18 protein-coding genes are annotated in these 20,050 nt (G+C 58.9%); 7 read left to right on the top strand and 11 right to left on the bottom strand.

Annotated features, from left to right (window positions below):
* Positions 1-463 (top strand): WecB/TagA/CpsF family glycosyltransferase (locus RTS12_RS14900; RefSeq protein WP_312529905.1); only part of this gene is annotated, 463 nt, incomplete at its 5' end.
* Here RTS12_RS14900 and RTS12_RS14895 read toward each other — a convergent pair.
* Positions 405-1,547 carry a glycosyltransferase gene (locus tag RTS12_RS14895; protein ID WP_312529903.1) on the bottom strand — a complete coding sequence of 381 codons (1,143 nt, stop codon included), beginning with the start codon at positions 1,545-1,547 and terminating at the stop codon, positions 405-407. The two genes, RTS12_RS14900 and RTS12_RS14895, sit on opposite strands and share 59 nt — an antisense overlap.
* A 145-nt stretch (positions 1,548-1,692) precedes the next feature.
* Positions 1,693-3,657 carry a Hint domain-containing protein gene (locus tag RTS12_RS14890; protein WP_312529901.1) on the bottom strand — a complete coding sequence of 655 codons (1,965 nt, stop codon included), beginning with the start codon at positions 3,655-3,657 and terminating at the stop codon, positions 1,693-1,695.
* A 238-nt stretch (positions 3,658-3,895) separates the two neighbouring features.
* Here RTS12_RS14890 and mutS point away from each other — a divergent pair, with 238 nt between their 5' ends.
* Positions 3,896-6,529 (top strand): DNA mismatch repair protein MutS, encoded by a 2,634-nt coding sequence (gene mutS / locus RTS12_RS14885; RefSeq protein WP_312529899.1) that lies wholly within the window; start codon positions 3,896-3,898, stop codon positions 6,527-6,529.
* Between the two features lie 76 nt (positions 6,530-6,605).
* Here the strand turns inward: mutS and RTS12_RS14880 are convergent, their stop codons facing one another.
* The 4 genes from RTS12_RS14880 to RTS12_RS14865 all read right to left on the bottom strand — a co-directional run bounded on the left by RTS12_RS14880 (position 6,606) and on the right by RTS12_RS14865 (position 10,624).
* Complete coding sequence (locus RTS12_RS14880; protein ID WP_312529898.1) at positions 6,606-7,334, bottom strand: proteasome-type protease; 729 nt, start codon at positions 7,332-7,334, stop codon at positions 6,606-6,608.
* 76 nt (positions 7,335-7,410) lie between these two features.
* Positions 7,411-8,217 (bottom strand): transglutaminase family protein, encoded by an 807-nt coding sequence (locus RTS12_RS14875; protein WP_312529896.1) that lies wholly within the window; start codon positions 8,215-8,217, stop codon positions 7,411-7,413.
* 49 nt (positions 8,218-8,266) lie between these two features.
* Complete coding sequence (locus tag RTS12_RS14870) at positions 8,267-9,223, bottom strand: alpha-E domain-containing protein (RefSeq protein WP_312529893.1); 957 nt, start codon at positions 9,221-9,223, stop codon at positions 8,267-8,269.
* A 9-nt stretch (positions 9,224-9,232) separates the two neighbouring features.
* Positions 9,233-10,624, bottom strand: a complete 1,392-nt coding sequence (locus tag RTS12_RS14865; protein WP_409455691.1) for a circularly permuted type 2 ATP-grasp protein — start codon at positions 10,622-10,624, stop codon at positions 9,233-9,235.
* Between the two features lie 320 nt (positions 10,625-10,944).
* Between RTS12_RS14865 and RTS12_RS14860 the strand changes: the two genes are divergently transcribed.
* Positions 10,945-11,304 carry an STAS domain-containing protein gene (locus tag RTS12_RS14860; RefSeq protein WP_312529889.1) on the top strand — a complete coding sequence of 120 codons (360 nt, stop codon included), beginning with the start codon at positions 10,945-10,947 and terminating at the stop codon, positions 11,302-11,304.
* Positions 11,305-11,309: 5 nt separating this feature from the next.
* The gene (locus RTS12_RS14855) at positions 11,310-11,927 is read left to right on the top strand and encodes an ATP-binding protein (protein ID WP_312529887.1); all 618 of its coding nucleotides are present in this window, start codon (positions 11,310-11,312) and stop codon (positions 11,925-11,927) included.
* Positions 11,928-11,931: 4 nt separating this feature from the next.
* Here the strand turns inward: RTS12_RS14855 and hspQ are convergent, their stop codons facing one another.
* The 5 genes from hspQ to RTS12_RS14830 all read right to left on the bottom strand — a co-directional run bounded on the left by hspQ (position 11,932) and on the right by RTS12_RS14830 (position 16,516).
* Entirely contained in the window at positions 11,932-12,264 is a 333-nt protein-coding gene (hspQ, locus tag RTS12_RS14850) for a heat shock protein HspQ (RefSeq protein ID WP_312529908.1), read from the bottom strand.
* A gap of 113 nt (positions 12,265-12,377) precedes the next feature.
* Entirely contained in the window at positions 12,378-12,857 is a 480-nt protein-coding gene (locus tag RTS12_RS14845) for a CreA family protein (protein ID WP_312529885.1), read from the bottom strand.
* Positions 12,858-12,859: 2 nt separating this feature from the next.
* On the bottom strand, positions 12,860-13,591 hold the full coding sequence (locus RTS12_RS14840) for a metallophosphoesterase (protein ID WP_312529883.1): 732 nt from the start codon (positions 13,589-13,591) through the stop codon (positions 12,860-12,862).
* Between the two features lie 83 nt (positions 13,592-13,674).
* Positions 13,675-15,264 (bottom strand): phosphoglycerate dehydrogenase, encoded by a 1,590-nt coding sequence (serA, locus tag RTS12_RS14835; protein WP_312529881.1) that lies wholly within the window; start codon positions 15,262-15,264, stop codon positions 13,675-13,677.
* Positions 15,265-15,370: 106 nt separating this feature from the next.
* The gene (locus RTS12_RS14830) at positions 15,371-16,516 is read right to left on the bottom strand and encodes a phosphoserine transaminase (RefSeq protein WP_312529879.1); all 1,146 of its coding nucleotides are present in this window, start codon (positions 16,514-16,516) and stop codon (positions 15,371-15,373) included.
* Between the two features lie 221 nt (positions 16,517-16,737).
* On the opposite strand from RTS12_RS14830, the gene serB reads away from it, so the two are divergent.
* From serB to RTS12_RS14815, 3 genes are all read left to right on the top strand, one after another.
* Positions 16,738-17,613, top strand: a complete 876-nt coding sequence (gene serB / locus RTS12_RS14825; protein WP_312529877.1) for a phosphoserine phosphatase SerB — start codon at positions 16,738-16,740, stop codon at positions 17,611-17,613.
* A 105-nt stretch (positions 17,614-17,718) separates the two neighbouring features.
* Positions 17,719-18,411 carry a CDP-alcohol phosphatidyltransferase family protein gene (locus tag RTS12_RS14820; RefSeq protein ID WP_312529875.1) on the top strand — a complete coding sequence of 231 codons (693 nt, stop codon included), beginning with the start codon at positions 17,719-17,721 and terminating at the stop codon, positions 18,409-18,411.
* Positions 18,412-18,462: 51 nt separating this feature from the next.
* On the top strand, positions 18,463-19,935 hold the full coding sequence (locus tag RTS12_RS14815; protein WP_312529873.1) for an ABC transporter substrate-binding protein: 1,473 nt from the start codon (positions 18,463-18,465) through the stop codon (positions 19,933-19,935).
* The last annotated feature ends 115 nt before the right edge of the window (positions 19,936-20,050 follow it).

The raw sequence follows: 20,050 nt of genomic DNA, 5'->3' as shown, positions 1-20,050 counted from the left end.
CGCCAATCTGCCGGTGGCGCTAGTTGGGGCCAATGACGATTCCCTGGCAAAAGCCGCGCAAAAACTGCGTGAATTGGTGCCGGGACTGAATGTCGCCCTGTGCCATGCCCCCGGCTTTCCCTTTGATCCCGACGGATCGGAAGGGGCCGAGATCATCGAAAAGCTGCGGGCTTCGGGCGCGCGCATCTGTCTTTTGGCACTGGGTGCCCCCCGCCAAGAGCGCTTTGCGATCCGTGCCCGCAATGCTTTACCCGCCACTGGTTTTGCCTCGATCGGGGCCGGGCTGGACTTTTTGTCGGGCCACCAGCAACGCGCCCCAAAGTTGATGCGGCGCATCAAAATGGAATGGCTTTGGCGCATGATGTCCAACCCGCGTCGCTTGGCCGGGCGCTATGCGCGCGGCTTTACGATTCTGCCCGCACATGCCGTGCAGGCCTGGAAGCAAAGGCCAGAGCAACGGTAGAATGCTCGGCGTAGATGCGGTTGATATGTTCCATCCGGATGGCGAATTCGGCCTCGGCGTGGTGGCGGCGGGCATAGTTCAGACCCGCCTCGGCGCGGTGCATGATCTGGCCTCGCTCGCGCGACAGGGTTGCAATCTGACGTGCCATATCCGGCAAGCGCGCAGCGGCAATGCCCCAGCCCCCGGCGCTGCGTCGCAGCAAGGGTGACAGCATCTGATTCTCGTAGCCCAGCACCGGCAGGCCACATCCCATCGCCTCGATATAGCTACTCAAAGGGTCAGAGTGGCGGTGACAGCTAATAAAGACGTCACCCTGATGACGCATCTGCACAACCAGCTCGTTGGAGAATGACTGCGGATGCGAAAGGGTGACCTGATCACCCAAACCCTGCGCATCAATCTGGGCGTGAATCATCGGGCTAAGGCTGCCATAGCCAAAAATCGACAGGGTAAAGGGGACGTTCATCGCCCTAAGCTGGCTGGCCAGAGGCAAAAGATCTTGCGCCCCGCTAGCGGGCTCGAGCGTGCCGACATGGATCAGGCGCACAGGGTCCATAGCGCTGTGCCTTGCACGCCGTGCCGCCATATCGCGTGTGGTTGCCAGCATCGATTTGCGCATCCGATTATCAAGATAGCGCAGCGGATTACGGTTCAGCGACGAATAATGCACCGCTGCCGGAAAGCCGTTCAGCTGAATGCCATCCGCTTTGCGCAGGGCATGGCGGCGCGCGGCCTCTTGGCGGTATTGCCAACCCAGAGACCAAAACCGGCGCAAGATACCGCGGCCTTGATCGCTTAATGCGCGCTGCAACAGCCCATCCGGCGCGTGTTCTGTGCCATAGATCACGGCCAAGCCCCGCGCCCGCGCCGCCGCACCCAAGCCCAATTGCTCGGCAATATCGACCGAGGCCAGAACCAGCCCCGGCCCATCACTCAGCGCATTTTCCAAAGGTTCGTCATCGGCAAGAACCCGGACCTCGAAGCCCAGATCCCCGCGCGCATAAACCGGTGCCAGATCCAGCGCAGCCCCGTGATCTTGCCGCATAACGGCAATCACCGGGCCATGCCACTGCCTCAAATGCATCCGCATTCCCGAGACGAAGGATTCTGGCAACCGCAGTTGGTGATCGCCCACCAGCTGAACGGGAGCGGCCGCAAAAAGCATTAGAAACGGTCGCATCCCAGCCATTTTAGGGCAGCCTCTATAGCCTTATATAGAACTGCCTTGTTTAGTTTGCTCGGTCAAGCAAGGGGTGCTGTTTATCCAGATGCCGCTGTGTCATCGAACGCGCCTGGCGCCCTTCGACAAAGGGACGCGCCGGTTCAGACGGACCATCCTCGCGCAGCTCGGGGAACAGGGTAAAGATTTCCTCTCGTGCCGCCGCACCCACAGATTTCATCGCCTCGACGCCGGTATAAAGCGATTCCGTTTCCGCCCCGTTCGACAGCAAAATCTCGTGCTGATCGAAAAGGACGTGGAAATATTCGACCTCGGAGGTGTCGACGGTCTCGATCCCTTCCAGTCCCAGCAACTGACGTGCAGCGACCAGAACCTCGGCGGCGCCGAACATCCGCCGCGCGATGGACGAGCGTACCAAAACGCGATGCTCGGGCGATACGAAAAGATCCTCGACCGGCAGGCCCTGACCCAATGCCCCAGCGCAAATGCGGATCGGGCGCAGCTTGGGCATCAAGCGCAGCTCGGCGGCATGCAATTTGCGCCCACCAACCCAGCGGATCGGCTGCAGCCCATGGTCACGGGTGACAACCAACTGCCCGGGACGCAGATCCTCGACCGCGATGTCGCCGGTGGCGCATTTGATCTTGGTGCCGCGCACGAAGCAGGGAATCCCCAAGGCGTGAAGCTGTCCAGGCAAGGCCAGTTCTTCAGGACTCACGCCCAGGAAGGTCAGGCTTTCACCGCCCGGGAAAACCAGGACCGCGTTTCCGTTTCCGTCGTCCAGCACCTGAACATCGCTGATCGAAATCGGGCTGCCGTCGGGATTGGTCATGCCGGGATGGCGCAGAACGCCATTCTCGAAATAGCCATTCAGTTCGATCTTATCGATCGAGCTCCATGTCCCATCGGGGCCCTGCACGGGTGCATTGAAGCCAACCAGCGTGTCATGGCCGTCGCCATTGCCGAAATAGACCGTGTCGACCTGAACATCCGGCTGCGTCGGATCGCCATAGCGGTTGCCATTGACATAAATCCAGTCATCGCCGCGGCCACCGATCAGATGGTCGGCACCGTTATCGCCGCGCAATTCATCATTGCCCGAAGTACCGATGATGGTGTCATCGCCCGCACCCGCCGAAAAGCGTGTGCCAATGCCGCCCTCGATCGTGGCATTCGAGCCGTCGAAATAATCCGCACCCTCGCCGCCGATCAGGCGCTCGAACTCGGCGAATTGCAGGGTGCTTTTGCCGTCGGTGCCATAAATGGCATTCCCGCTTTCGGCACCGTCCAAGGTAATGCGATAGCCGTCCGGGCCCCAGAAATTCAGCGCATCGCCCGATTCCTCATCGGTTTCGCCACCGAAATAGGTGTCGTGACCGCTGCCGCCTTCGTCCATGCCCCAGCGGATCCCGTCGTCACCGCCCTCGCCATAGACAAGGTCATCGCCCGAGCTGCTTTGAATCAGGTCGCTGCCGCCGCCAGCATAGATCGTGTCATTGCCCGCGCCGCCATCCAGCGTATCGCGCAGATCGCTGCCACGGATAAAGTCATCCCCAGCGCCGCCATAAAAGCCGACGCCAAAAAACTGCTCATCCATCTGGGCTTGGGTCATGCCGTTGGTCAGGCCGCTTGCATCGAAATGATCGTTGCCGCTGCCCGTCGAGATCTGTTCGACACCGGTAAATTCGATGCCGCCACCGTTCCAGGCAATCGTGCCGTTACCGGGCGAGGTGACATTCACCGTCGCGCCTTTGGTCAGATCCTTACCGTTCAGGAAATCGCCATCAAAGCTGGCATAGCCGTAACCTAGCTCGTCCCCTCCGGTACCGCCATCGACGGTGTCATATCCAGAGTTGTCGTCGAAATAGATCGTATCCTGGCCTTCGCCGCCATTGATCAGATCGTTGCCGGCGCCACCAATGATTGTGTCCCTGCCGCCAAAGCCATTGATCGTATCATCACCGCTGGTACCCTCGAGTTTGTTGTCACCAGCATCACCGTTAATAATCGCCATTTTAAATCTACTCTCACTCAGGAACAAACCAGACCGCGAAAAAGCGCAGCCACAAACTACGCGCTCAACTTATGCTTTTCTTGAACACCGTCACCTTGTCTTTTTGTCAGTCTCCGATTGCGGATGGCGAGTGCTAAGATGACTGATTCGCCCAAGAGGAGAGTTGGTATTTTCGGTTCGGTTCCATTGTCGGCGAACTGCGTTTAAGACAGGGCATCTTTCAGCTTCAGGCGGTGCAATGTCCGATCAGCCCACACCGATGATTGCCCAATTCTTGGCCATCCGGGACGCCAATCCCGGCGCGCTTTTGTTTTATCGCATGGGCGATTTCTACGAGATGTTCTTCGAGGATGCCTTGGCGGCATCTGCTGCGCTGGACATCGCGCTGACCAAACGTGGAACCTATCAGGGCGAAGCCATCCCGATGTGCGGCGTTCCGGTTCATGCCGCCGAAAGCTATTTGTTGACGCTGATCCGCAAGGGCTTTCGCGTGGCCATTGCCGAGCAGATGGAGGATCCGGCCGAAGCCAAGAAGCGAGGCGCGAAATCCGTCGTTGCGCGCGATGTGGTGCGTCTTGTCACGCCCGGCACCTTGACCGAGGATTCGCTGCTTGAGGCCCGTCGCCACAACTTTCTGGCCAGCTTTGCATCGGTCCGTGACGATTCGGCGCTGGCTTGGGTGGATATTTCAACCGGCGCCTTCCGGGTCTCGCCCTGCCCGCTGGTGCGGCTGGGACCAGAGCTTGCGCGTCACGCGCCGCGCGAATTGCTGGTCGTCGAAGGCAGCCATCTTGATGAGCTTGCACAAGAAGCAGGCGCGGCCCTGACCGAACTGGCCCCGGGCAGCTTTGACAGCACCGCCGCGGTGCGCCGCCTTTCCGCGATGTTCGGCGTCGAGACGCTGGACGGCTTTGGCAACTTCAGCCGGGCCGAACTGGCCGCCATGGGCGCGATTGCCGATTATCTGGAGATGACCCAGCGCGGCAACCTGCCCCTGCTGCGCCCGCCCGTGCGCGAGGCTGCGGGCGGTGCGATGCAGATCGATGCCGCAACCCGGCGCAACCTTGAGCTGACACAGGCCCTGTCGGGCGGGCGCGAGGGATCGCTTTTGGCCGCCATTGACCGCAGCGTCACCGCCGCAGGCGCACGTCTGTTGGACCGCCGCATCAGCGCCCCTTCGCGCGATCTGACCGAGATCCACGCGCGTCAGGCGGCCGTATCCCACTTGGTCGCAGCCCCCCGCCTGACGGCTGATCTACGCGAGGCCCTGTCGCGCGCCCCGGATATGGACCGTGCCCTGTCGCGGATCGCGCTGGATCGGGGCGGCCCGCGCGATCTGTCGGCGATCCGCGCTGGCCTGACCCAAGGGGTCACGATCGCCGCCATGTTGCCCGATGACGCGGGCGCAATTCTGACCGATGCGGCCCAAGCGCTGATCGGCCATGACGAGTTGATCGATCTGCTGGATGATGCGCTTGTCGCCGAGCCCCCGCTTTTGACGCGCGATGGCGGCTATGTCGCTGCGGGCCATGACAGCGAGCTGGATGAGACGCGCCGCCTGCGCGATGAAGGCCGGGGCGTGATCGCCGGAATGCAGGCCGATTTCATCCGCGAAACGGGCGTGTCCAGTCTGAAGATCAAGCATAACAACGTCCTGGGCTATTTTATCGAAACCACGACGACCCATGCCGAAAAGATGCTTGCGCCCCCCCTGAACGAGCGCTTCATCCACCGCCAGACCACAGCAAACCAGATCCGCTTTACCACCGTCGAGCTATCCGAGCTGGAAACCCGCATCCTGAATGCCCGCGACCGCGCGCTGGAAATCGAGCGGGGCATTTTTGCAAAGTTGGTGCAAGCAGTTCTGGCCCAGTCTGGCCCCATTGGTCAGGCCGCGCGCGCATTGGCAGAAATCGACCTGCAAGCCGCCTTTGCCGATCTGGCGGCCGGAGAGAACTGGACGCGCCCGATTGTCGACGAGAGCCGCGCCTTTGAGATTACCGGCGGGCGTCACCCCGTCGTCGAACGCGCGCTCAAGCGCAAGGGCGACACGTTTGTGGCCAATGACTGCGATCTGACTGAAGGCCAGACTCCGGCGATCTGGTTGCTGACAGGTCCGAATATGGCCGGTAAATCGACCTTTCTGCGTCAGAATGCGCTGATTGCGGTCTTGGCTCAGGCGGGGGCGTTTGTCCCTGCCGCCTCGGCCCATATCGGCATGGTCAGTCAGCTTTTCAGCCGCGTGGGCGCGGCCGATGATCTGGCACGCGGGCGCTCGACCTTTATGGTCGAGATGGTCGAGACCGCCGCCATTCTGAATCAGGCCGATGATCGCGCATTGGTCATTTTGGACGAAATCGGGCGCGGCACCGCAACATGGGACGGCCTTTCGATCGCTTGGGCGGTGATGGAGCATCTTCATGCCACCAACCGCTGCCGCGCGCTTTTCGCGACCCATTACCACGAGATGACCTCGCTTTCGGCCCGGCTAGACGGCGTCGAAAACGCGACCGTGACAGTGCGCGAATGGGAAGGCGAAGTGATTTTTCTGCACGAGGTCAAAAAGGGCGCGGCGGATCGATCCTATGGCGTTCAGGTTGCGCGGCTGGCGGGTCTGCCCGCCTCTGTCGTCGATCGCGCCAAGGACATTTTGCACATGCTGGAAAGCGGCGAACGCGAAAGCGGATCAAAGCCACAAATGCTGCTGGATGATTTGCCGCTGTTTCGCGCGGCCCCGCCCGTCGTTGCCGCACCAACCGCGCGCGCCTCGGCAGCCGAGGCCAAGCTGCGCGACATCAATCCCGATGTGCTAACCCCGCGCGAGGCCTTGGATTTGCTCTATCAACTCAAGGAATTGCAGGCCGGGAATTAATCCCGGCCACCGCGGTCCATCAAGGATCTGACTACGATCCCGCCCGATCAAACATCCCCAATTTGGGCCTAAGGGCCTAGATTGGCATCTTGATAAAGCTCTCGCGCAAGGCCTCGGACCATGCCCTGCTCATGGCCATGAAATCCGGATCGTTTTCGGCGATGCGGCGTGCGCTGGTGACGCGGAAATCATCTTTTTTGATCACGGCCAGATCCAATGGCATCCCGACCGAAAGGTTCGACCGCAGCGTCGAATCCATCGACAAAAGAACAGCCTTTTGCGCATCGACCAAACTGGTCTGGGGGGTAACGACGCGGTCCAGAATGGGTTTGCCGTATTTATGCTCGCCAATCTGCAAAAAGGGCGTGTCTTCGGTGGCTTCGATAAAATTTCCCTCGGGATAGATCAAAAAGAGTCGCATATCGCCCCCGGCGCGCTGTCCGGCGACGATCATGCTGGCCGAGGCTGCAGACCCCTCCAGCTCTTCGAACTGCTCGGCGATCGCGCGGCTGGTCTGGGCAAGCGCATTGCCGATGATCGTCGCGATGCGCAGCATATTCGGCGCCTTCATGATCGAGGTGGTTTCATCCGCCCCCTCGTCATGGATCGCCTCATGCAGACGCGCGAGGGTGGTCTGCGTCACCGAAAGGCTGCCCGCCGTCATGATCCCGATCACCCGCTCACCGGGGTTTTCAAAGAAAAACATCTTGCGATAGGTCGAGATGTTATCAAGACCGGCATTGGTGCGGGTGTCAGACAGCAGCACCAGCCCTGCATCCAGCTTTAATCCGACGCAATAGGTCATTGCACAATCCGCAGTTTGGCCGTCCGGGCTTTCGGACCGGAAGGGTATAATCCCAGGGTGCACTTGTGTCGAATGGTTATTGCTCCATCTCCTCGACAGCCACGCGAACCTCTAGGCTTTCGCCGCCGCGACCGACCGTTGTCCCTGCAATCGGCGCCGCGTCAGCCGCATCATAACCCGAGCCTAGCCGAACATAGCGATCATCGGGACAACAATGATTGGCCGCATCAAAGCCGACCCAGCCCAACGTGCCGGTATGAATTTCGGCCCAGGCATGGGCGGCGTCATGGGGCGTGCCTGCGATATTGGAATGCAGATACCCCGAGACATAACGCGCGGGCAGCCCAGACAGACGAGCCAAAGAAATCAGCGCATGGGCATGGTCCTGACACACCCCCTCGCCCAATGCCAAAGCCTCGGCAGCGGTGGTCGAGGTTTCAGTCACGCCCGGGCGATAGCGGATCGCCTCGGACACGACCGAGGACAGCTTATGGGCCAGTTCCAACCCATCCTCGCCCGAGACACTGGCCGCCAGCCGCCGCAAATCAGGATCTGGCGCGGTAAAGGGCGTGTCGCGCAGATAGACCAGCGGATTGACGGTTTCGCGATGACCACGCAACACGCCGGCGGTGTCACGGGTCTCGATCTGGCCACGAACGGAAACTGTCACCTCGGAAATCGGGCCGCGCACGCTCCACCCTTCGACCCAATCGCCGGCACCGTCGCGAAATGCCCCGCCTCGCCGCCCTTGGGTCACCTGGATGCCCCAACTTGCGACGCGCTGCCCCTCGAAGGCCGATGGCGTCAGGCGCAGGCTTTGCACCATGCCAAGGATTGGCACATCATAGCTATAGGTGGTCTCGTGGGTGATCTGCAGCTTCATGCCCGGCCCCTGTCATTGCGTCCTGTTCTGAATGTTCGGTCATCGCCCATCAGCTGCGCCCGCTGAGGTAATCATCTTGAACCGCATCGGCGATTGCGGCGATTTCCCCAATGAACCAGCTTAGAAACTCGTGCAGCCCCTCTTCAAAGATACCATCGATGTCATGTGACGTCAGTTCTTCCAGAACCCGCTCGGCCATGGTGGCGGCCGTGGTCGGCACCCCCGGCCCATAGCGTGCGACCAAGCCATTCAGATGAAAAACCGCCTCGCTAAGGGCAGACATCAACGAGCGTGGGCTTTCGCGGTTCAAAATCAGAAACTCGGCCACCTTATTGGCCGTGATCTCGCCGCCATAGGCCCAATGAAAGGCGCGATGGGCGGAAAGGGCACGCAACAGCACCTGCCATTGATAGCTGTCCAACCCCGAGCCGATAAATTCGACGCGGGGCAACAGGACAAAATACTTTACATCCACCATGCGCGCCGTCGCATCCGCCCGCTCCAGCTCATAGCCAAGGTTCAGGAAATGCCAGCCGTCGCTGCGCAGCTGCGTGGCCACGATTGCACCGCGGATGGTCGAGGTGTGACGGGTGGTGAAATCGGTCAGCATCGCGGCATCCAACTGCTCGCGAGGGATTTTTTCCAGCTGGCGTAGCTCTTGATAGGCGGTGTTGAGCGCATCCCAGACCTGGCTGGTCAGCGCCGTGCGCACCACCCGCGCCCCCTCGCGCGCCTTTTCCAGACAAGAAACAACCGATGACGGGTTGCAGCGATCGAAAAACATAAATGTTTCAATGTTTTCTTGCGTGATCTCGGGATATTTGGCGTGAAAGGCATCGGCCGTACCCGAGGCGCTTAAAAGCGATTCCCATTCGCTTTCCATTCGTGCCGTATTGGAAGGGATCAGCGTTATCCGCACCCCCACATCCAGCAGACGCGCAGCAGTTTCACTGCGCTCGAGGTGACGCCCGATCCAGAAAAGGTGAAAAGCAGTTCGACTGAGCATGGCCTTCCCCTATTCCGACAACACCCAGGTGTCTTTGACGCCACCGCCTTGCGAGGAATTCACCACAAGCGACCCCTCGCGCATGGCCACCCGCGTCAACCCCCCCGGCACCAGCTCGATACGCTCGCCGCACAGGCAAAACGGGCGCAGATCGACGTGGCGCGGCGCAATGCCCTCATCGACAAAGGTGGGGCAGGTCGACAGGGCCAGCGTCGGCTGAGCAATGTAATTGGCGGGATTGGCGCGGATGCGCTGGGCGAAATCCGCGATCTCGGCCTTGGTGGATTTGGGGCCGATCAGCATGCCATAACCACCCGAGCCATGGACCTCTTTGACGACCAGTTCGTCCAGATGTTCCAGCACATATTTCAGGTCATCTTCGCGCCATAAGGCCCAGGTATCGACATTTTTCAGGATCGGCTCTTCGCCCAGATAAAAGCGGATCATCTCGGGTACGAAGATATAGATCGCCTTGTCATCCGAGACCCCTGCCCCCGGTGCCGAGGCAATCGTGACCCCACCCGAGCGATAGACATCCATCAACCCCGGCACACCCAAAGCGGAATCGCGGCGAAAGCACAAAGGGTCAAGAAAGGCATCATCGATCCGGCGATAGATCACATCGACGCGCTTTGGCCCTTGGGTCGTGCGCATGTAGACGAACTCGCCATCGACGAACAGATCGCTGCCCTCGACCAGCTCGACCCCCATCAGATTGGCAAGAAATGAATGTTCGTAATAGGCGCTGTTATAGGGGCCGGGCGTCAGGATCACGACCGTCGGGCGATCCTTGCATTTGGCTGGCGCGACCGAAGCCAGCGTGCGCCGCAACAGCTCGGGGTAGCCATCCACCGGCTCGATGCGGTTGTTGCGAAACAATGAGGGGAACATCCGCATCATGATCTCGCGGTTTTCCAGCATATAGCTGACCCCCGAGGGGGTGCGGCAATTGTCCTCAAGCACGTGGAACTCGTCGCGCCCGGTCCGGACAATGTCGATGCCAACGATATGTGAATAGACGCCGCGCGGCGGGACAAATCCCACCATGGCCTTTTCATAGGCCGCGTTTTGATAGACCAGACGTGCCGGAATGCGCCCGGCACGAATGATCTCGCCGCGCCCATAGACATCGCGCAAAAACGCATTCAAAGCCCGCGCACGTTGCTTGATGCCGCGTTCTAGCTTGCGCCATTCCTCTTGCAAAAAGACCCGCGGCATCATGTCGAACGGCATCAGGCGATCAGGGTCTCCGCCCTCGCCATAGACGGCAAATGTGATGCCGATCCGACGAAACAGGGCCTCGGCTTCGGCCTGTTTCATCTGGCGTATTTCGCAGGGCATGGTCGCGATCCAGTTCGACAGCAGCGCATAGGGGCTGCGAACCTCATCCTGGTCGAACATCTCGTTGTAAAACATGCTTCCCCCGAACGACCCACATATTCATCAACATGACAGCTTTATTGGACATGTCCATCATGGCGCGCGGGCTTGGTGAACCCTACCATCGATCGAACGCCCGATACCTAGGCACTTGCTTAGCCAAAGGGCAGTCGCGCCCAAAACCCGAACGCAAAAACAACCCCACGGGGCATGGCCTGCTTCTATGAAAATGCTGCGTATTTCGTGGCAATCTTTCTGGGAAAACCACGACATGGTGACAAAATCGTAAGGTTTATGGCGCAGTCTTGGACCAAAGCTGCGCAATGCAGGATGGGACGGACATGCAACTGACGATCACTTCGTTCGAGGACAAACACATCATCAAGATCGGCGAGGCACGCCTTGATGCTGTTGTCGCCACTGCCTTCAAGGATCGCATCCGCGAGGCCTTGACCGAAATCGGGCCGAACATCGTGCTTGATCTGGAACAGGTCAACTTCATGGATAGCTCGGGGCTTGGCGCAGTGATTGCCGTGCTCAAATCTCTGCCCGAGGGGTATCAGCTGGAATTGTGCAACCTCAGCCCTAACGTCGAACGTGTCTTTCGCCTGACCCATATGGACAGCATCTTCAAGATTGTCCCAGCACAGGAACCACCGATGCCTCCACTTCAGTCAGGCGCAGCTGTCCATATGGAATAAGCGGCATGACCCGTCATCACGCAGGCCCGAACCACTCTCCCAGCGCGCGCTGCCAGCCGATGTACCACCGGGTCTTCCGTGCGGATCGCGGCGCGGTTCGGGCCACGCTTCTGTCTTTGCGGCGCCGCTTTAGCGAGCATGTCAGCCCAGATACAATCGGTCGGCTGGAACTGGCTTTGGCCGAGGTGCTTAACAACATCAGCGAACATGGCGGTCTGTCACTGACCGATGCCACGGCACGGACCCCGCCCCTCGCCAAAGCGCCAATCGGCCATACCCATCCGCACCCCAGGCCCGGCGTGCCAACCGTCCATCTTTGCGTGATTCAGCAGGCCACGGGCATTTCTTGCGCCGTGACCGATGATGGCGTGCCCTTGCCCGAAAACTGTTTGCTGCCTTTCGAGGCGGCTGAATACACCACCTATCGATCACGCGAGCAATTAAGCGGAGAGCTGCCTGAAGGCGGGTTTGGCTGGTTCCTGATCCAAGATCTGACCCGCGCCATTTGTTACTATCGCGAAGATCAGAGAAATTTTCTGGCCTTCACCATTCCCTATCCGGAATCCCTGAGCAATCATTCGGGGGCGCAGCCCTTGGCTCAGCCCCCCGTGCGCGAGGGGTAAGGCCCTAGTTCAGCCCGAATTGCAGGGGATAGCGCCCGTCCTGAAATTCGCCGAACATCGCGACAACTTCGGGATGCTCCAATGGCTCTCCAGAAACATCCGGCACCAAATTCTGTTCCGACACATAGGCCACATAAAATGTCGCCTCGGTTTCGGCATAAAGATGGTAAAAGGGCTGATCGCGATCGGGGCGCGAATCCTCGGGAATGGATTCGTACCACTCCTCGGTATTGGCAAAGGCAGGATCGACGTCAAAGACCACACCGCGAAACGGATGCTCACGATGGCGAACCACCTGACCCAGATTATATTTCGCGATTTTTAACGATTCTTGCATCATCTTCTTTCCCGATAAGGGGGGAAATACCGCCGCATCGGCCTTATGTCTACCGTCAAGAATCCGAGACATCCTGTCTGACACCTTCGTCTGATATGCGAAATCGACCGCTCTTACGGTTTCGCGGGAAGTGTGACCGCCTCGCCCGGCAAGGCCAAGGGAATCGTGGAAATTGCCATTTTCGCCGAGCCTTCCGACAGCTCGCTGGCATGCGAAAGATAGATCAGAACCTGATTTTGCTCGTCATAGATGCGCTTTACCCGCAGCGATTTGAAAATCAGTGATCGCCCCTCGGAAAAGACATCCTCCCCCTTGGGGCCACGCGCAATATCGCCAAGTTTGATTGGCCCTGACTGGCTGCATTGGATGGCCGAATTAGAGGGGTCCTCAAACCAGTTTCCCTTTCGCAAACGGTCCACCACCGAGCGCGAGAAATAGGCTAGGTGGCAGGTCACCCCTTCGACCTTGGGATCACCAAAGGCCTCGATGACAATGTCATTGCCGACCCAGTCCACACCAACGCGGCCCACCTCCTGCGCAGCCGCCGGCAAGGCTGCACAAAGAAAGGCCGCGATCAGGGTTAATTTCCGCATCCCTACCCCCTTTGGGACGGCAAGATCGGCTCGCGCCCTGCCTCTGTGATCAGGCTAATCGCATTTGGCGCAAGTTCAACCACACTCAGGGGCCCGCCAAAAACCGCGCCGGTATCAATCGCCAGACGGTTGCCGAAATGCGTGACGCGTTCAACCGGCGTATGGCCGTGCACCACCAATATGCCGTGATCGTCCGGCTCGGTCAAAAATCCCTTACGGATCCAAAGCAGGTCCTGCTCGGTCTGTTCCCCCAGATCGACGCCCGGCCGAACCCCAGCATGCACGAAAAGCGCAAGCGGATGCAGATACCACAGCGGCAAACGCTCCAGCCATTCAAGGTGATCCTTCGGCACGGCCTTCAGCGCTTTTTGATGAACAACATCACGCGGCAAAGATGCATCGACCGAGTAACTTGCCAACGTTGCCGCCGCCCCCAACCCCTCGTGATCAACCCAATGCGCCCCCGAACTTAAGCCAGGGTCGATCCAATCTGGCTCGCGCAGAAATTTCGGTAAAAAGCGATCGTGATTTCCCTTGATCACCGCCCAATTCTCGCCGCGCGCCTGCCCTTCGGCCAGATAATCGACCACGCCACGCGAATCGGGGCCGCGATCCAGCAGATCCCCTACATGGATGATCTGCGCCCTGTCCCCGCCGATTTGTCGGATGCGGCGATGCGCGGCTTGCAGCATCTCTAATTCGCCGTGAATATCGCCGATCGCAAAGACCTGCATGCACTTTCCTTCCAGCACAAAGCCCCCCGCCCATTTCTTAGCAGGGGGCCGTTTCAGAAACTGGCTTTCGGATCAGATTGCTATCAGATCTCGAAACGCATCGGTTTCACCTGCAGAAACTTGCCCGTATTTTGCAAAGTCGCAAGCACCTCGGGCGTCAGAGGCTCATCCAGATACAGAATTGCGATCGCATCATCGCCCTGTTTGGTCCGGCCAAGGGTGAAATTGGCGATATTCACGCCCAGATTGCCCAAAGTGGTTCCCAAAGCGCCGATGACACCCGGAACGTCCTTGTTGCGGGTATAAAGCATGTTCTCACCGATCTCGGCATCGACGTTGATCCCGCGGATCTGAATGAAGCGCGGCTTGCCATCCGAGAAAACCGTGCCCGCAACTGAACGTTCGCGTTTTTCCGTAACCACAGTCACCTTGATATAGCCGTCAAAGATGCCCTGCTTGTCCTGATGGGTCGTCGCAATCTGAACGCCCCGCTCTTTGGCGACAATCGGTGCCGAAACCATGTTCACATCAGGGTTAACGACCTTCATCATCCCGGCAATCACAGCAGCATTGAGCGCGTTCAGATTCATTTCCGAAACGACGCCATCATATAGAATATTGACCGCCGTAATCGCCTCGTCAGTCATCTGCCCCACGAAACTGCCCAAATGGCCCGCCAACTTGATCCATGGCCCCATGATCGCGGCCTCTTCCGCCGTGACCGAGGGCATGTTTAATGCGTTTTGAACCGCACCCGTCAGCAAGTAATCGGCCATTTGTTCGGCCACCTGCAAAGCAACATTCTCCTGCGCCTCATTGGTCGAGGCACCCAGATGCGGCGTCACCACCACATTCGGCAGGTTGAACAAAGGCGATTGGGTCGCAGGCTCTGTCGCGAAAACGTCAAAGGCCGCGCCAGCCACCCGGCCGTCCGTCAGCGCCTCGGCCAAAGCCTCTTCATCAACCAAACCGCCGCGCGCGCAGTTGATGATACGCACCCCATGCTTCAACTTGGCGATGGCCTCGCGCGACAAGATATTGCGGGTTTTATCCGTCAAAGGCACGTGGAAGGTGATGAAATCGGCCTTGGCCAACAGCTCATCCAGCTCGACCTTTTTTACCCCCAGCTCAACTGCGCGATCCTCCGAAAGAAAGGGATCATAGGCCAGAATTTTCATGCGCAGGCCCAACGCCCGGTCAATCACGATCGCGCCGATATTGCCCGCCCCAATAACGCCAAGGGTCTTGTTGAAGACCTCGACCCCCATGAAGCGGTTCTTTTCCCATTTGCCAGCATGGGTCGAGGCGCTGGCTTCAGGCAGCTGTCGTGCAACAGCAAACATCATGGCAATCGCATGTTCCGCCGTAGTGACAGAGTTGCCAAACGGCGTGTTCATCACGATCACACCTTTTTTCGAGGCAGCCGGAATATCGACATTGTCCACTCCGATCCCGGCGCGGCCCACGACCTTCAGATTGTTTGCCTTTTCCAGGAGCTTCTCGGTCACCTTCGTGGCCGAACGAATAGCCAACCCGTCATAATTTCCGATAATTTCAGCAAGTTTCTCTTTATCTTTGCCGATTTCGGGCAGGTAATCGACCTCGACACCACGGTCGCGAAAAATCTGAACAGCAGTTTCCGAAAGTTTGTCCGACACAAGAACTTTAGGCATGGTTCTATCCTTTGGATAAGCAGATCCGGCAGGGGAAATCTCTCCCCCGCGCTGCATTTTCTTCATCATCTAAATACCCCGGCACCGGGGCTGGCTGGCCTCGGCGTTAGCCTTGGGCCTCGATCTCGGAAAGAAAGGCGTATTCGATCCATGGCATCAGCGCTGCGACATCGCTTGTCTCGACAGTCGCACCACACCAAATGCGCAACCCTGCAGGCGCATCACGATAGGCGCCCGCATCCAATGCCACGCCCTCTTTCTCCAGACGCTTGGTCACAGCTTTGGCAAAAGCCGCCGCATCCTTGATCCGCGCATCCGTAAAGCGCAGGCAAACCGAGGTGTTCGAGGCCGTAGCCGGATCCACCGCCAGATCGGCAATCCAGTCACGGGTTGCGATAAAGTCGCGAACCGCGCGGGCATTGGCATCGGAACGCGCGATCAAGGCATCCTTGCCGCCCAACGATTTTGCCCATTTCAGCGCGACCAAATAATCTTCGACGCACAGCATCGACGGCGTGTTGATGGTCTCGCCTTTGAAAATGCCCTCGATCAACTTGCCGCCTTTGGTCATGCGGAAGAGCTTGGGCATCGGCCATGCGGGCGTATAGCTTTCCAGCCGTGCCACGGCACGCGGCGACAGGATCAGAACGCCATGCGCCCCCTCACCGCCCAGCACTTTCTGCCAGGAGAAGGTCACGACATCGAGCTTGTCAAAAGGAAGATCCATCGCGAATGCAGCCGAGGTGGCATCGCAAATCGTCAGCCCCTCACGATCAGCCGGGATCACGTCACCATTGGGCAGGCAAACACCAGATGTTGTGCCATTCCAGGTAAAGACCACGTCCTTATTGAAATCCACCTGAGTGAAATCAACGATACGGCCATAATCGGCGATACGGGTCACGGCATCCAGCTTCAGCTGATTGACGACATCGGTGATCCAACCTTCACCAAAGCTTTCCCAGGCCAACATCTCGACAGGGCGCGCGCCCAAAAGTGACCACAGCGCCATTTCCACAGCGCCCGTATCCGAAGCGGGAACGATACCAATGCGGTAATCCGCAGGTACGTTCAGAATTTCGCGGGTAAGATCAATTGCCTCGGCCAATTTGGCTTTCCCGACGGCCGAACGATGCGAGCGGCCCAAAGGCGCGTCTGCGAGCATGTCCAACGAATAGGCGGGGATTTTGGCACAAGGGCCCGAGGAAAAACGCGGATTCGCCGGCCGCGTAGCCGGAGTTTGAACAGTCATTGTGCTACCCTTCCAGGTAAAAGCCTCACGTTGGGGTGAGGTGTCCCACTGACTGGCGTAATCCTGCGAACCTGTTCCTGCAAGAAAAATCTCGCGCCAATTTTATCTTTTTGCATTTTGCCATCTGGCCCAATTTCCTCGGGCCAACTTCCACCATTGCTCTGGTGCCAACACAGCCTTTGGATTACGGGGGGCGCTATCCCGGCCGAAGCGGAGGTTTCATGTTCACCGTCTCCATCCTTGCAGCGCCTACCCGCGCCAACCTACGCCCCGAGCCGATAGACGCGCTTCGTGCGCGCTGGGGTGGCGGGCCTACGATCTGGTTAGCCAATGATATTGCAGCTGAATTTCCGGTAGAAAGTCAGCCTGCCGACTTTTGGCATGTCTGGGAAGAACTGCAAAAACAAGGGTTGGATCTGGCCATCCAGCCAAGCCTCGGCCGCCAAAAAGCGATTTTGATCGCCGATATGGATTCGACCATGATCGAACAGGAATGCATCGACGAGCTGGCCGATTTCGCCGGCGTTGGTCCGCGTGTTGCCGACATTACTGCCCGCGCCATGAACGGCGAACTGAATTTTCATGAAGCTCTGATCGAGCGCGTGGGCCTGCTCTCGGGGCTGAACGAATCAGCAATCGATCAGGTTTTGCAATCACGCATCACTCTGGCGCCCGGCGGCCGCGAATTGGTCGCGACGATGCGCGGTCAAGGCGCTTATGCGGCTTTGGTCTCGGGCGGATTTACCGTCTTTACCGATGTCATTGCGCAAAAACTGGGCTTTGACGAGCATCGGGCGAATATCCTGCTGTCCGACGACGGGGTCCTGACCGGACATGTCGGCCTGCCGGTTCTGGGCCGCGAAGCCAAGGTCGAGGCGCTGCGCGAGATCGCCCAGCGCTTTGGCGTTACCCCCGCCGAGGCGATCGCCGTAGGCGACGGCGCCAATGATCTGGGCATGATCCAGCTTGCAGGTGCTGGGGTTGCACTGCACGCCAAACCCTCGGTCGCAGCACAGGCGCAGCTGCGCATCAACCATGGCGATCTGACGGCGCTTCTTTACCTTCAAGGCTATGGTCGAGACGAATTTGTTAACTGAATATTCGCCTCTTGATGCGATAATGCGTCATGTCAAAGCGAATATCGGTCAAATCCGGCCACCAACCTTGCGACAACCGCCATTCGGTGACAGAAATATTTCATCATGAATTCTCGCCTCAAAGCCCTCTCCGTTCATCTGCTCACCGCCACAGGCGCCGTGCTTTCCATGCTGGCGATGCTGGCCGCGGTGCAGGGCGAGTGGTCCAAGATGTTTTTCTGGTTGCTGATCGCGCTGATCGTCGATGGGGTCGATGGCCCATTGGCGCGCCGCTTTGACGTCAAGAAAAACTGGCCAACCTATGATGGCGTGATCATGGATATGATCGTCGACTATCTGACCTATGTCTTTATTCCGGCCTATGCCTTGTTCATGTCGGGGCTGCTGCCGGGTTGGACGGGGTGGCTTGCAATCATCGCCATTGTTTATGGATCGGTGCTGTATTTCGCCGATACACGCATGAAAACGCGCGATTATTCCTTTGCTGGCTTTCCGGCCTGCTGGAATATGGTGGTGCTGGTTCTCTTTGCGCTTAAGCCCGTGTGGTGGGTCAGCCTGCTGGTCGTCATCATCCTGACCATCACAATGTTCACCAATGTGAAATTCATTCACCCGGTGCGGACCACGCGCTGGCGGGCGATCTCTTTGCCGATGACGGCGGGCTGGGTCTTTTTCGCAGCCTGGGCGGTCATGGTGAACTTTCATCCCGAAAGCTGGGCACATTGGGGGCTTGTGGTCACGTCGCTTTGGCTGATGTGCGCGGGCTTTGCACAAGAGCTGACTGAAGCGCGCGGTTGATCTAGGCCGCGGCTACCTGCACATTCGCCAAAATCGGATGCGAGGGGGCCTATGTTCGCAAAACTCATCACTTCTACTGCTGCCTGGGCGCTGCTTGCCGGGGCGGCACTGGCCGCGCCGGATCAGATCACCATCGGTATGGTGCTGGAGCCACCGAACCTGAACCCGACCGAGGGCGCCGCCGCCGCCGTCGATGAGATCGTCTATGCCAATATCTTTGAAGGACTGACCCGTATCGGACCCGATGGCGCGGTTTTGCCCGGCCTGGCCGCAAGCTGGGATGTCGAGGATGCAGGGAAAAGCTATACGTTTCACCTTGTTCCGGGCGTGAAGTTTCACGACGGTAGTGATTTTGATGCTGAAGATGTGATCTTTTCACTGGATCGCGCGCGCGCAGACGACAGCACCAGCGCCCAAAAAGAACTGTTCACCGGCATCGATACGGTCGAAGCGCTGGATCCTCAAACCGTGCGCGTCACGCTGAAGGGTGCCGATGGCGGGTTCCCTTTCAAGATGGCTTGGGGGGATGCGGTCATGGTCGATGCGGCCAGCATCGCCGATATTGCGACCAAGCCCGTCGGGACCGGCCCCTATAAATTCGAGGAATGGCGTCAGGGCGATCTGATTCGCATCTCTGCTTTTGACGGCTATTGGGGCACCAAACCCGCGATAAAAAGCGCAACCTTTCGCTTTATCTCGGACCCAACTGCGGCCTTTGCGGCGGTCATGGCCGAAGATGTTGACGCGTTCACCAACTACCCCGCCGTCGAGACCTTGCCCCAGTTAGAGGCCGACCCTCGTTTCAAGGTGATCGTCGGCACGACCGAGGGGGAGACGATCCTGGCGATGAACAACACCCGCCCCCCGCTGGACAACATCAAGGTCCGAGAGGCGATCGCCCATGCGATCAACCGTCAGGATCTGATTGACGGCGCCATGTTTGGCTATGGCACGCCGATTGGCACGCATTTTGCCCCCCATCACCCTGATTATATCGATCTGACCGCGCTTTCCGGCTTTGATCCTGAGCGATCCAAGGCGCTTTTGCTTGAGGCAGGGGTATCGGGTCTCAAATTGCGGCTGGCCTTGCCGCCGACACCCTATGCCCGCCGGGGCGGCGAAATCATTGCCGCTGAGTTGCGCAATATTGGGGTCGAGACCGAGATCACCAATATGGAATGGGCGCAATGGCTGGAGACCGTGTTTAAAGGTGGCGATTTCGACCTGACCATCATCAGCCATGTCGAACCGATGGATATCGGTATCTACGCGCGCGACGATTATTACTTTCATTACGCCAAGCCCGCCTTCAAAGAGCTGATGGCCAAGCTGCAAGAGACAGTCGATCCCGCGCAGAGAACTGAGCTGACCCAAGCGGCCGAGCGCATGATCGCGCAGGATTTCGTCAATGCCTATTTGTTCCAGCTGCCTAAAATCGGCGTGGCCAATGCCAAGATCAAAGGGCTTTGGGCGAATGCGCCAATGCCTGCCAATGATCTGAGCGGTGTCAGCTGGAGCGAGTAGCCAAGGCTTGCGCACCCAAAGCCCATGCTGGGGTGCTTGCGTAAAACGGGGGGCTTTGCGCCCCCCGCACCCCCCGCAAGGGATTTGGATCAGGGCGGAACTTGGGTTAGTTTTT

Origin of the sequence: Paracoccus sp. (in: a-proteobacteria), assembly GCF_032007265.1 — a bacterium.
Classification (GTDB): Bacteria; Pseudomonadota; Alphaproteobacteria; order Rhodobacterales; family Rhodobacteraceae; genus Paracoccus.
Note: the sequence above shows the minus strand (reverse complement) of the source record. Positions and strands in the feature narration are given on the sequence as shown.

Coding starts and splice junctions, on each gene's coding strand:
- RTS12_RS14895 (WP_312529903.1), bottom strand. CDS start 1,547: ATGCATTTGAGGCAGTGGCATGGCCCGGTGATTGCCGTTATGCGGCAA.
- RTS12_RS14890 (WP_312529901.1), bottom strand. CDS start 3,657: ATGGCGATTATTAACGGTGATGCTGGTGACAACAAACTCGAGGGTACC.
- mutS (WP_312529899.1), top strand. CDS start 3,896: ATGTCCGATCAGCCCACACCGATGATTGCCCAATTCTTGGCCATCCGG.
- RTS12_RS14880 (WP_312529898.1), bottom strand. CDS start 7,334: ATGACCTATTGCGTCGGATTAAAGCTGGATGCAGGGCTGGTGCTGCTG.
- RTS12_RS14875 (WP_312529896.1), bottom strand. CDS start 8,217: ATGAAGCTGCAGATCACCCACGAGACCACCTATAGCTATGATGTGCCA.
- RTS12_RS14870 (WP_312529893.1), bottom strand. CDS start 9,223: ATGCTCAGTCGAACTGCTTTTCACCTTTTCTGGATCGGGCGTCACCTC.
- RTS12_RS14865 (WP_409455691.1), bottom strand. CDS start 10,624: ATGTTCGACCAGGATGAGGTTCGCAGCCCCTATGCGCTGCTGTCGAAC.
- RTS12_RS14860 (WP_312529889.1), top strand. CDS start 10,945: ATGCAACTGACGATCACTTCGTTCGAGGACAAACACATCATCAAGATC.
- RTS12_RS14855 (WP_312529887.1), top strand. CDS start 11,310: ATGACCCGTCATCACGCAGGCCCGAACCACTCTCCCAGCGCGCGCTGC.
- hspQ (WP_312529908.1), bottom strand. CDS start 12,264: ATGCAAGAATCGTTAAAAATCGCGAAATATAATCTGGGTCAGGTGGTT.
- RTS12_RS14845 (WP_312529885.1), bottom strand. CDS start 12,857: ATGCGGAAATTAACCCTGATCGCGGCCTTTCTTTGTGCAGCCTTGCCG.
- RTS12_RS14840 (WP_312529883.1), bottom strand. CDS start 13,591: ATGCAGGTCTTTGCGATCGGCGATATTCACGGCGAATTAGAGATGCTG.
- serA (WP_312529881.1), bottom strand. CDS start 15,264: ATGCCTAAAGTTCTTGTGTCGGACAAACTTTCGGAAACTGCTGTTCAG.
- RTS12_RS14830 (WP_312529879.1), bottom strand. CDS start 16,516: ATGACTGTTCAAACTCCGGCTACGCGGCCGGCGAATCCGCGTTTTTCC.
- serB (WP_312529877.1), top strand. CDS start 16,738: ATGTTCACCGTCTCCATCCTTGCAGCGCCTACCCGCGCCAACCTACGC.
- RTS12_RS14820 (WP_312529875.1), top strand. CDS start 17,719: ATGAATTCTCGCCTCAAAGCCCTCTCCGTTCATCTGCTCACCGCCACA.
- RTS12_RS14815 (WP_312529873.1), top strand. CDS start 18,463: ATGTTCGCAAAACTCATCACTTCTACTGCTGCCTGGGCGCTGCTTGCC.